The following is an 11,670-nucleotide window of genomic DNA, read 5'->3' as shown; positions in this document are numbered from 1 at the left end:
ACGCCGACGTCCGACGAAGAGGAGATCGACCGGTGGACCTTCACGACGACGCTCGAAGCCTGCAGGACGAGCTGGTCCGGTTGCGCAGCGACCTGCACCGCGAACCCGAGATCGGTCTCGACCTGCCCCGCACCCAGGAGCGGGTTCTGCGCGAACTCGACGGGCTCGGCCTGGAGGTCTCCACCGGGACCGGCACGACGTCGGTGACCGCCGTGCTGCGCGGGACAGGCGCGGCCAGGGACTCGGCCAGGCCGCGCACGGTCTTGCTGCGCGCGGACATGGACGCGCTCCCGGTGGCCGAAGAGACCGGGCTGGACTTCGCCGCCACGAACGGCGCGATGCACGCCTGCGGCCATGACCTGCACACCACGTCCCTGGTCGGCGCGGCCCGGCTGCTGCACACCCACCGCGACCGCGTCAACGGCGACGTCGTCCTGATGTTCCAGCCCGGTGAGGAGGGCTGGGACGGCGCCGGTGTGATGCTCCGGGAAGGCGTGCTCGAGGCGGCAGGCAGGCGCGCCGACGCGGCCTACGGGCTGCACGTCTTCTCGTCGATGCTGCCCAGCGGGCAGTTCGCCAGCCGTCCCGGCACGCTGATGTCCGCGTCGTACCGGCTGCTCGTCACCGTGCACGGTGAAGGCGGCCACGGGTCGATGCCGCACCGCGCCAAGGATCCGATCTCCGCGACCGCGGCGATGATCACCGCGTTGCAGACGATGGTCACCCGGCGGTTCGACATCTTCGATCCGGCCGTGCTCACCGTCGGCGTCATCCGCGGCGGTACCAAACGCAACGTCATCCCCGCCACCGCCGAATTCGAGGCCACCGTCCGCTGTTTCTCGGACGCCGCCGGCGCGCTGCTCGACACGGCGATCCGCGAGACGATCGACGGCGTCGCGCGAGCGCACGGTGTCACCGCCGACGTCGCGTTCGAGAGCGAGTACCCGGTCACCGTCACCGACGTCGACGAGACCGCGTTCGGCGCGGAGGTCGTCCGGGAAACGATCGGCGAGCGGTACTACACCGAACTGCCCAATCCGGTGGCCGGGTCCGAGGACTTCTCCCGGGTGCTGGCCGAGGTGCCGGGCACGTTCCTCGGTCTCGGTGCGCTGATGCCCGGGCTCGAACCGGACACCGCGCCCAACAACCACAGCCCGTACGCCGACTTCGATCCGTCCGTGCTGTCCAGGGCCGCCACCGTCTACGCCGAACTCGCCGTCCGCCGTCTCGACCGCTTCGCCGAAGGAGCCACCCGATGAGCGCGCCGTCGGGCACGGACCGCCGCCGCACCCTGTTCGGGCTCGGGGCGGGCAACGCGATGGAATGGTTCGACTGGAACATCTACGCGACGTTCGCGTCGTTCTTCGCCGCGCAGTTCTTCAACGCCCAGGACGAGGTTTCGGCGCTGCTGAGCAGCTTGGCGGTCTTCGCGGTCGGCTTCGCCGCCCGGCCCCTCGGCGGCTTGGTCTTCGGCTGGATCGCCGACCGCAAGGGCCGTCAGCTGGCGATGACACTAACGGTCGCGATCGCCGCCGGAGGCAGCCTCGTCATCGGCTTTTCCCCTACGTACGGCCAAATCGGCGTGTGGGCGTCGGTGATCCTCGTGGTGGCACGGCTGGCCCAAGGTCTCGCGCACGGCGGTGAGCTGCCCTCGGCGCAGACCTACATCGCCGAGGTCGCCCCGCCCGCCCGGCGAGGGCTCTGGTCGAGCCTGATCTATTTCTCCGGCACCTGCGGCGTGCTCGCCGGCACGCTGCTGGGCGCGGTCCTCTCCGGTGCGCTGAGCCACGATCAAATGCTCTCCTTCGGCTGGCGGATCCCGTTCGTGCTCGGTGGCGTCTTCGGGCTCTATTCGCTCTACATGCGGATGCGCATGCGGGAAACCGGCGTGTTCCTCGCCGAGACGGCCAAGGACGACGCCGCCGGCAAGAAGGCCGAGAAGGGCCGGATCTGGCAGACGATCAAGCGGCATCCGAAGCTGCTCGTTCAGGTCGTCGGGCTGACCGTCGGCGCCACGGTCATCTACTACATGTGGGCCGTCGCCGCGCCGTCCTACGCGATCACCGTGCGGGGCGTCGACCCGACGGGCGCGCTGTGGGCGGGTGTGTTCGCGAACGTGATCTTCCTGATCGCCTTGCCGCTGTGGGGAAGGCTGTCCGATCGCATCGGCAGGAAGCCGGTCCTGTTCATCGCGATCGCCGGTCTCCTGGTGCTGAGCTTCCCGCTGAACGCGATGGTCGGCGACCAGGCCTGGCAGCTGTTCCTGGCGATGTCGATCGCGCTGGTCTTCATGGCCGGGTTCTCCTCCATCGGCCCGGCGGTCTACGCGGAGATCTTCCCGACCCGTATCCGCACCATCGGCGTCGGCGTGCCGTACTCGATCGCGGTCGCGGCCTTCGGCGGTACGGCGCCGTATCTTCAGACGCTCCTCGCCAAGAACGGCTACCCGTCGCTGTTCGTCGTCTACGGCATGGTGCTCATGGTCGTCAGCGCCTTGGTCGTCTTCACCCTTCCTGAAACCAGGGGTGTCGACCTGCACGAGAAGGCCGACGCGGAAGCCGGGGCAAGGACCGCCGTCTGAGCCTGGACGCCCACCCGATGACCTGCTCACTGCAGACGCGGGTGGGCGTCCTCGCCGGCGGGGAAGGCGGTACCGGTGAGTTCTTCGGAGATCCGCCAGATCCGTGCGGCGTCGTCCTCGCCGCGGAGTCGCGAGTAGACGGGCTGCTCGGCGGGCGCGCCCGCCAGATGCCCGAGCCCGCTGGGGCCGTACAGGCGGCTGCCGCGTGCCTCGGGCGAGGTGGCGGCCATCAGGGCGGGGAGCAGCGCCGTCTCGACCGTCCCGAGGAGGATGCCGCGGCCGGCGAGCGCGCGGATGACGCGGACACCGATGGTGTCCCGGGTCCGGCCGACCTCGGGACGCGCGGCGAGGAGGTTGGTGGCGGCGACACCGGGGTGGGCGAGGTTGCTGGTGATTCCCCAGCCCCCGGCCTGGCTGCGCCGGTCGAGTTCGAGCCCGAACAGGCCGAAGGCGATCTTGGACTGGCTGTACGCGTGGCGGCCGTTGTACGACCGTTCCCAGTTGAGGTCGGCCCAGTTGACGGCGTGCTGGTTCGCGGCGACGCTGATCTGCGAGGTCACCCGCGCGCGGCCCTCGCGCAGCAACGGCAGCAGGTGGGCGACGAGGGCGAAATGGCCCAGATGGTTGCTGCCGAATTGCAGCTCGAATCCCTCGGCGGTGGTCTGCCGGTCCGGTGGGGTCATCACACCGGCGTTGTTGACGAGCAGGTGGATCGGCCGGTTCTCCTCGCCCAGCGTGGCGCCCAGCGCGGCGACCGAGCCCAGCGACGACAGGTCCAGGTCCCGGAGGGAGACGTTCGCTTCGGGGTGCTGCTGTCGGATCTTCGCGATGGCCGCTTCGCCCTTGCGGGGATTGCGGACGGGCATGACGACTTCGGCGCCGGCGGCGGCGAGGCGGGCCGTCAGTCCCAATCCGACCCCGTCGCTGGCGCCGGTGACGACGGCGAGCTTCCCGGACAGATCGGGAACGGTGATGTCCGGTCGGGTGCGTGCCATGTGCTGCTCCTGGTTCTCCTGCCGTGGACGTGTTCTTTCAGCCTGCGCCGGATCGACGACGACAACCACGGCCTGTCGATCCCAGGCAAACCTCCGGCGGCGGAGGCAGACTGAACCGGCATCGGGACCAGAGAGGAAGCAGCCGTGATCGATCGAGCCGGGCTCGCCGGGTTCCTGCGCCGTCGCCGCGAGTCGCTCCAGCCCGAAGACGTCGGGCTCCCGCGCGGGCAACGGCGCAGAACGGCCGGCCTGCGCCGCGAAGAGGTCGCCACGCTCTGTCATATTTCCACCGATTACTACAGCCGGCTGGAGCGGGAGCGCGGACCTCACCCGTCCGAGCAGATGATCGCCTCGATCGCGCAGGGCCTCCACCTGTCGCTCGACGAGCGAGACCACCTCTTCCGGCTCGCCGGGCACAACCCGCCCGCGAGGGGCACGACCAGCGAACACATCAGCCCGGGCCTGCTCCGCATCTTCGACCGGCTCACCGACACACCCGCCGAGATCGTCACCGAGCTCGGCGAGACGCTCCGGCAGACCCCGCTCGGGGTCGCCCTGACCGGCGACACCACCCGGTACACCGGCCCGTCCCGCAGCATCGGCTACCGGTGGTTCACCGACGAGGCCACGCGGACCCTCTATCACCCCGACGACCACGCGCTGCACACGCGCGTCTTCACCGCGGGGCTCCGCAAGATGGTCACCCTCCGTGGACCCGCCTCACGGGCGGCACATCTCTTGGACCTCCTGCTCGACCGCAGCGAGGAGTTCCGCACCGCGTGGAACGACCACGAGATCGGCGTCCACTACAACGGCGTCAAACGCTTCGTGCACCCCGAGGTCGGCCCACTGGAACTGACCTGTCAGACCCTCCTCGATCCCGACCAGTCCCACATGCTCCTCGTCTACACCGCGGTCCCCGGCAGCGAAAGCCACGAGAAACTCCGGCTGCTCGCGGTCATCGGGCCCCGGCACGCCGTCGCGTACGCGCCGCCGGACGCGTGAGAATCGTGCTGGATCGCATGGCCGGGAGCGGGGTCATGGCCGGAGATCCAGCACCACGTGCTCAATGCCCGGCCAGGTCCATCGTGAACAGAAGCAGCCCGAAGAACAGTTGCAGGGCGGCGACGCAGGCGCCTGCGACGACAAGGCCGTCCAGCCGATAGTGACGGTCGGTGAACACCGACCACGCCGCGGCGGCCAAGGCCAGCACCGAGGCCACCTCGCCGTAGGGGAGCAGCCAGGCGAGCAAGCCGAGCACGAGACAGACAGGACCGAGCAAGCCCTTGGCACCGGGACGATCCTTCGCAGCCAGCCGTCGTGTCACGCGCCGATCTCCCCTGCAGCTCGTCTGGCGCACACGCTACCGCTGAACTCGGACCGGCCGGTTCGCCGTCCCGCGGTCACGCGAAAAATGATCCGCCGCGCGCTGCGCACCAGATCCGACTGTGGACAGGAACCCCGCGGCCATGTTGGGCTGTGGTCGGCGATTTTCTTCCTGCGACGTCGAGGAGTGGCGCCCTGAGCCTGTCGGAGTACCTCCGGGAGAACTGGATCGACGTCGTCAACGACGCGATCCTGCACGTGGATCTCACCCTGGCGGCGATGGCACTGGCCGTGCTGATCGGAATGACGATCGGCCTGCTCACGTACCGGCGCCGGTGGCTCGGCGCGCTGGCGACCACGACGACGGCGGCGTTCCTGACCGTGCCGTCGATCGCGCTGCTGGGCATCCTGATCGGCCCGTTCGGGCTGGGACTGACGAACGTGCTGTGCGCGCTGGTGCTCTACGCGCTGCTGCCGATCACGCGCAACACGATCGTCGGGCTGCGTGGTGTCGATCCGGCCGTGGTGGACGCGGCGCGGGGGATGGGGTTCGGCCGTCTCCGGCTGCTGTTCCGCGTGCGGCTGCCGCTCGCCTGGCCGGTGATCCTTTCCGGTATCCGTGTCTCGACGCAGATCACGATCGGTATCGCGGCCATCGGCGCGTACGTCAAGGGCCCTGGCCTGGGCAACCAGATCTTCGACGGGCTCGGCCGGTTCGGCTCGGTCAACTCCCTGAACCAGGTGCTCACCGGAACGCTCGGGATCATGGTGCTGGCGCTGCTGTTCGACCTGGCCTTCGTGCTGGTCGGCAAGCTGACGACCCGGCGACGTCCCCTTCCCCGCCGAGAGGTGGCTCCGGCGACGGCCGGGGGAACGACCGGAACGGGCGGCGAGACGATCGAGCTGCGTGACGTCGGCAAGCACTATCCCGGACGAGCGGTACCGGCGGTCGAACACCTGACGATGCGTATCCCCGCGGGCGAGATCGTCGTGCTGACCGGCCCGTCGGGGTGCGGGAAGACGACGACCATGCGGATGATCAACCGGCTCGTGGAGCCCACCTCGGGCGTCGTCACGATTGGCGGCACCGACGTCTCAGCGCTCGATCTCGACGAGCACCGGCGCGACACCGGCTACGTCATCCAGCAGATCGGGCTCTTCCCGCACCTGCGAGTGGACGCCAACATCGGCGTGGTGCCGCGGTTGCTCGGCTGGACCCGGCGACGTATCGCCGACCGGGTGCGCGAGCTGCTCGAAGTCGTCGGCCTGACCCGTGAGCACGGCATCCGTTACCCGCGTGAGCTTTCCGGCGGCCAGCAGCAGCGCGTCGGGGTGGCGCGAGCGATGGCCGCGGACCCGCCGGTGATGCTGATGGACGAGCCGTTCGGCTCCACCGACCCGATCACGCGTGCCCGGTTACAGGACGAATTCCTTCGCCTGCAACGGGAAGTGCGCAAGACGATCGTGTTCGTCACGCACGACTTCGACGAGGCGTTGAAGGTCGGCGACCGGATCGCCGTGCTGCGGCCGCGCTCGGTGATCGCGCAGTACGACACGCCCCAGGCGATCCTCGCCGCGCCGGCGGACGATTACGTCGCGAGCTTCATCGGGCCGAAGCGGAACCTGAAGCGGCTCGCGCTGATCCGGGTGCGTGACCTGGACCTCCGGCAGGAAGAAGGGCCGGACGGCTTGCCCGCGGTCCGGCCGGACGCCACCTTGCGAGACGTGCTGGATGTGATGGTGCGGACCGGTAGCACCGCGGTGATGGTCACCGGGGACAGCGCCGCGCGGCCGCTGGGGGTGTGCGATGTGTCCAGCCTCGTCGCGGCGCTGAAACCCCCCGGCGAGGCGCCCGCGATCCCCGCCGCCGAAGAGGTCCCTGTCGCGGGTCCGGACACCACCGTGCCCACGCGGCCCCGTCGGCGCCGGCTCGGGCTGCTGGTGCGCCCGGTCCTGCTGATCCTCGCCTTGCTGGCGCTGTTCCTGATCGTGCGCGCGCAGCCGCTCGACTCGATCGAACAGCGATTCCTCGACGCCGGCGAGATCTTCACCGAACTGGGCGCGCATCTGCGGCTCACCGGGATCTCGACGGCGTGCACCATCGCGATCGCCCTCCCGCTCGGGATCCTGCTCACCCGCGCCGGCGCCCGCTGGGCCAGGCCGATCGGGCTGGGGCTGGGCAACCTCGGCCAGGCGATCCCGTCGATCGGGCTCGTCGTGCTGCTCGCGCTCTGGATCGGCACGGGCACCGCGACGGCGGTGGCGGCGCTCGTCGTCTACGCGACCTTGCCGGTGCTGCGCAACACGATCGTCGGGCTCGACGGCGTCGACCCGACCGTCGTCGACGCCGCGCGAGGCATGGGCATGGGCAAGACGGCCATCCTGTGGCGGATCGAACTGCCGCTGGCGGTTCCGGTGATCCTCGCCGGGATCCGGACCGCGCTGGTGCTCACCGTCGCGAGCGCGACGCTGGCGACGTTCATCGACGGCGGTGGTCTCGGCGGCGGCCTCGTCGCCGGAATCGGGCTGTACCGCCCGATGCTGAGCTTGACCTTCGGAATCCTCGTCGCCGTACTGGCGCTTTTCGTCGACTGGCTGGGGCTGGTCGCCGAGGAGATCCTGCACCCGCGAGGTATGTAGCTCGACCGATTTCAAGGAGGACCAACCCATGCGGATGCTCCAGCGCACGACCGCGGCGCTCGCGCTCGTCTTGGCGGCGGCGCTCTCGGCCGGCTGCACGATCGGTGGGGACGAAACCGGCGCCCAGGTCGGCGCGGGCTCCATCAAGAAGATCGACGCGCTGAACGGCGCCCAGATCCGGGTCAGCTCGAAGGAGTTCGACGAGCAGCTGCTGCTCGGCCAGATCGCTCTCGTCGCACTGCGAGCGACCGGGGCGAGCCCGCAGGACAAGACCAACATCACCGGCTCGAGCAACGTCCGCCAGGCGCTCACCACCGGCGCGATCGACCTGTACTGGGAATACACCGGCACCGCCTGGATCAGCTACCTCGACCGGACCGAGCCGATCAGCGACCCGCAGGCGCAGTTCGACGCGGTGAAACAGGCCGACACCGCCAACGGGGTCACCTGGTGGGCACGCTCGCCTGCCAACGACACCTACGCCCTCGCCGGCAATCCGGCGACCCTGGCCCGGACCGGCGTCAAAACCCTGTCCGACTACGCGGCCCTGGTGAAGCGGGATCCGGCCGCGGCCTCGATCTGTATGGGACCGGAGTTCAAGAGCCGGGACGACGGGTTCCCCGGCCTGGCGAAGACCTACGGGTTCACCTTGCCCGACCCGCACGTGCACTTGCTCAACGACGCCGTCGTCTACCCGAGCGTCGGCAAGGGGGACCCGTGCGGCTTCGGCTCGGTCGCCTCCACCGACGGGCGCGTGGCCGGGCAGGGGCTCACCGTGCTCGACGACGACAAGCACTTCTTCCCGATCTACAACCCCGCGATCACGATCGCCGCTCCGCTCGCCCGGAAATATCCGGAATTGGAGCAGGTCTTCACGTCGATCGCCGCGAAGCTCGACACGGCGACGCTCACGGACCTGAACAAGAAGGTCAGCGTCGACGGCCAGAAGCCCGCCACGGTCGCCCAGGAATGGCTCAAGGCCGGGGGTTTCATCAGCTGAACCGGTCGGCCATGGCACGGGCCGGGCGGTGGCGCCCGGCCCGTGCGTGCCGTCAGGCCAGGCGGACCTGGAAGACGGCGACCCGGGCGTCGTGCCCGTCCACGCGCATGTCCACGGTCTTGGTGTCGATGAACTGCTCCTGGACGACGCCGTTGCCCGCCAGCCAGTTGATGCGGTCGATCCCGGTGCCGAAGCACCGGCGCTCCGCGTCCAGGTTGGTGGCCTTGTAGTAGTTCGGGTTGTTGGTGTCCGCGGTCCAGAAGACCAGGCGCCCGACGTTGTGGTGCGCGAGCACGCGGCTGGCGTGGATCCTCTTGTGCTCGTTCCACTCGTCGCGCAGGTCGGCGCGCTGGTCGCCGTTGTACGCGTTCGCGATGTAGTGCGAGTTGATCAGCGCGAACTGGAGCGTCGGGTGGCTCTGATGACGCACCACGACCTCGTTGATCCAGCGCGGCGGGGTCACCCCGGTGATGCCGCCGTGCACGTACGTGGTCTTCGCGCTCGCCACTTCCCAGGGCTGCGGGATCGAGATCGGGATCCGGAACGACGAGCTGTGCCGCAGGAACGCGTTGTTGTACAGGGGCCCGAAGTAGTGGTCGATCATCGCGGGCTCACCGGTGTCGCCCTCGTTGATCTCCTGCCAGCCGACCAGCGGCCGCACCTGGGAGTCACAGTTGCGGACGGCGTCGATCGCGGCCTCGCGCGCCCCGAGGTTGTCGCGGCCGACGTTGGCGGTGACGATCGGCAGCCGGAACCATCCCGTCGCGGCGGAAGCCGTGCCGGTACCGGCGGCCATGACGCCGAGCGCGGCACCTCCACCGAGAGCGAGCGCCTTGCGTCTGTTGAGCATTCCGGACACAGCAGATTCCCTTCTCGCGCTGTCACTGCGGGACAAAGCCCGTCAAAGTGTCACAGAATGCGGCGCGATTGTGACCCCTGCGCGCCAAAACTGCCGCTTGCCGGTCACCGGGCTCGTCCTGTCAGGCGATCACGGTCGGACGGAGTCGCCGGAAGCCCGTGTCTGCCGCAGGATCCACGCGACCGCGGTCGCCAGCAGGGCCAGGCGCAAGATCCGGGAACCGCCACGCCGTTCCTCGGCCGGCCGGGTGGGGACGGCCGGTGGCGTGGCCGCCGCGCGGGCTTCTTCGATGGAATGGCTCAGTTCGGCCAACCGCGCCTGCAGCTCCACCACCTGATCCCGGGAAGGCGCGCGGCGGCTGAGGAAGACCTGGAAAAGAACGAAGGTCACCGCCGCGCCGACCAGCCCGGCGCCGACGTTGGCGAGAGCGCTCGACAGAAAGGCGGCCCTGGACTGGCCGTCGGCACTGGCGACGAGAAAGGCGACGATCCCGACGACCAGCCCCGCCGCGAAAGTCCCTGCCGCGAGAAGGGAGTTCGCCGTCTTCTCCTTCATGGCCGCCCAGGTCTGGCCTCGCCGCCAGCCGGCGAGAACGAGCATCGCCGCGCAGACCAGCAAAGCCGCCGCGGAAACCAGGAGTTCGAGAGACTCGGCCCGCGAGTCCGATTTTTCGGTGACGAAGTACGAATGCACGTACCGGACTTCGTCGCCGTATCGGACCTCCAGCCATCGCCGCGAACCATGCGACTCGCCACCGGTGACATCGGCCTTGACGATGATCAGCTGCTGGTCCCGGTGGTAAGTCGCGGTCGACTCGCATTCGACCGACGGGCATCGCCGCATATTCGCCTCGTCACCGGAGATGTAGGCGACGTCCATTCCCGCGACGCTGGTCGCCGGACCTCCGAAGAACAGCGTCACCCCGATGACGAGAACGGCCGCGATGCCGGCGACGCCGAGCCAGAAATCGCCGCGCCGAGTTGAACCTGCCACAGGGAGCCTCCCGCCTGGACCGACGCGAGCGAGCCTAGCGGTGCTCTGTCTTCGGCCGTCTCGCAAGGCGAACGCACGGTCGATCAGGAAAGCGCCCCACCGCTTGCCGCGCGGCTCGCTCGCCCGACGTGGCCGCGTCGGGCGAGCGAGGGCATGTCGACTGTTAGTCGACGGCCCGTTCGGTGAATACGGCTCAGCGCCGGTAGTGCACCTCGCCCCGAAGCGCGGGTGACGTGGGGCTGCCGCAGCGCTGTTCGAACGTCGCGTCGAGGGCGACCAGCCCCTCGGCGCCGCGTTCGATGTGAGCGATCGTGAACGTCGAATAGTCGTCGACGCACCCCAGGCCGTTGGAGACGGCCAGGATGTGCGCTCCCTCCGCGTGGCCGTAAGTTCCTGCTTGCAGGGTTCCGGACGGCGCGGTGAAGTCGAGCGCGATGTAGTCGAATCCGTGGTCGGTCTCGGCGTCCACCCGCAGGGTTCCGTTGTTCTCCCAGAACCTCACCTCGTTCTCCGGCGAGGCGGCCCAGTGACCGCTTCTGCCGTCGACGGGGTGGGCGCCTTGTTCGGCAGTGAAGTCGAGGCTCGCGACGGTTTCGGCGACCGCGGCGGGCGCTGTCGCGGTGGCCAGTCCGGCGGCGATGGCGAGCGTGGTGATGGCACGAGGAAACATCAGGGAACCCCCAGTGTCGGTCGCTCTCTGCGGAGCGAGTCCATACCGATGTTGCCGGTACTCCTCCCGCCTGCCACGAGTAGAACTACTCAACTGGGCGTGCGCTGCCCGGGCGTCGTTCGCCCACTGCGGATCATGTTTTCGACGAGGGCGGGCCTTCCGGCAGGCGTGGGTGTCTGGCAGCATTCCGGGCAGGGTCAAGCTCGTCTGGGGAGGTTCCGTGATGGTCCGCCGTGTTCTGTCCGGTGTGGGTGCGCTGGGCGTGTCCGCCGTATTGCTGGCCGCCACGGCCGGCATCGCGAACGCCCATCCGGGCGGCGACCGCGCCATCTGGTCGGCGCCGACGGTGCCGATCCCGGTCACCATCCACGACCTGAAACCGCGTGTTTGCTACAACGTCCATGGCCTGCTCGGAGAGAAGGCCGACTACCTGGCGAACCGGACCAAGTCGTCGGTGCTCAACCTGTTCTCCGAACCCGATTGCGGCGGCGGCCTGTTCATCGACGCCATCTTCCCGCCGGACGATTCCGGGAACCGGTCGGAGTCCCGCAAGAGCTACTTCAGCTTCAACGTGTCCCCGCTGTCGGGAGGCGGCGGAGTCTGATC

Annotated in this window: 11 protein-coding genes; 6 read left to right on the top strand and 5 right to left on the bottom strand. The window is 69.3% G+C overall.

Translation table 11 applies throughout. The features are described 5' to 3' along the window. Positions 1 to 32: 32 nt before the first annotated feature. Positions 33 to 1,259, top strand: coding sequence for a M20 metallopeptidase family protein (locus ACOCEP_RS35175; protein ID WP_482333803.1), 1,227 nt, complete (start codon positions 33 to 35; stop codon positions 1,257 to 1,259). Next, positions 1,256 to 2,581: an MFS transporter gene (locus tag ACOCEP_RS35170; RefSeq protein ID WP_482333801.1), complete on the top strand. Its 1,326-nt coding sequence runs from the start codon at positions 1,256 to 1,258 to the stop codon at positions 2,579 to 2,581. Before ACOCEP_RS35175 ends, ACOCEP_RS35170 begins: the two co-directional genes overlap by 4 nt. Positions 2,582 to 2,607: 26 nt before the next feature. Here ACOCEP_RS35170 and ACOCEP_RS35165 read toward each other — a convergent pair whose 3' ends face one another. Beyond that, positions 2,608 to 3,576, bottom strand: a complete 969-nt coding sequence (locus tag ACOCEP_RS35165) for an SDR family oxidoreductase (protein ID WP_482333799.1) — start codon at positions 3,574 to 3,576, stop codon at positions 2,608 to 2,610. A 144-nt stretch (positions 3,577 to 3,720) separates the two neighbouring features. On the opposite strand from ACOCEP_RS35165, the gene ACOCEP_RS35160 reads away from it, so the two are divergent. After that, positions 3,721 to 4,581 carry a helix-turn-helix transcriptional regulator gene (locus ACOCEP_RS35160; RefSeq protein ID WP_482333798.1) on the top strand — a complete coding sequence of 287 codons (861 nt, stop codon included), beginning with the start codon at positions 3,721 to 3,723 and terminating at the stop codon, positions 4,579 to 4,581. A 61-nt stretch (positions 4,582 to 4,642) separates the two neighbouring features. On the opposite strand, the gene ACOCEP_RS35155 is transcribed toward ACOCEP_RS35160, so the two are convergent. Then, positions 4,643 to 4,903: a hypothetical protein gene (locus tag ACOCEP_RS35155; RefSeq protein ID WP_482333796.1), complete on the bottom strand. Its 261-nt coding sequence runs from the start codon at positions 4,901 to 4,903 to the stop codon at positions 4,643 to 4,645. 152 nt (positions 4,904 to 5,055) lie between these two features. On the opposite strand from ACOCEP_RS35155, the gene ACOCEP_RS35150 reads away from it, so the two are divergent. Next, positions 5,056 to 7,542 (top strand): ABC transporter permease subunit, encoded by a 2,487-nt coding sequence (locus tag ACOCEP_RS35150; protein ID WP_482333794.1) that lies wholly within the window; start codon positions 5,056 to 5,058, stop codon positions 7,540 to 7,542. A 28-nt stretch (positions 7,543 to 7,570) separates the two neighbouring features. Beyond that, complete coding sequence (locus ACOCEP_RS35145; RefSeq protein ID WP_482333792.1) at positions 7,571 to 8,542, top strand: glycine betaine ABC transporter substrate-binding protein; 972 nt, start codon at positions 7,571 to 7,573, stop codon at positions 8,540 to 8,542. A 52-nt stretch (positions 8,543 to 8,594) separates the two neighbouring features. On the opposite strand, the gene ACOCEP_RS35140 is transcribed toward ACOCEP_RS35145, so the two are convergent. The 3 genes from ACOCEP_RS35140 to ACOCEP_RS35130 all read right to left on the bottom strand — a co-directional run bounded on the left by ACOCEP_RS35140 (position 8,595) and on the right by ACOCEP_RS35130 (position 11,064). Beyond that, the gene (locus ACOCEP_RS35140; RefSeq protein WP_482333790.1) at positions 8,595 to 9,392 is read right to left on the bottom strand and encodes a hypothetical protein; all 798 of its coding nucleotides are present in this window, start codon (positions 9,390 to 9,392) and stop codon (positions 8,595 to 8,597) included. Between the two features lie 138 nt (positions 9,393 to 9,530). Beyond that, a complete protein-coding gene (locus ACOCEP_RS35135; protein WP_482333788.1) occupies positions 9,531 to 10,394 on the bottom strand; it encodes a hypothetical protein in 864 nt (287 codons plus the stop codon). A 193-nt stretch (positions 10,395 to 10,587) separates the two neighbouring features. After that, the gene (locus tag ACOCEP_RS35130) at positions 10,588 to 11,064 is read right to left on the bottom strand and encodes a hypothetical protein (RefSeq protein ID WP_482333786.1); all 477 of its coding nucleotides are present in this window, start codon (positions 11,062 to 11,064) and stop codon (positions 10,588 to 10,590) included. Between the two features lie 223 nt (positions 11,065 to 11,287). Here ACOCEP_RS35130 and ACOCEP_RS35125 point away from each other — a divergent pair, with 223 nt between their 5' ends. Next, positions 11,288 to 11,668 (top strand): hypothetical protein, encoded by a 381-nt coding sequence (locus ACOCEP_RS35125; protein ID WP_482333784.1) that lies wholly within the window; start codon positions 11,288 to 11,290, stop codon positions 11,666 to 11,668. The last annotated feature ends 2 nt before the right edge of the window (positions 11,669 to 11,670 follow it).

The organism is Amycolatopsis sp. CA-211722 (assembly GCF_056828465.1).
This window is presented reverse-complemented; position numbering and strand designations above follow the sequence as displayed.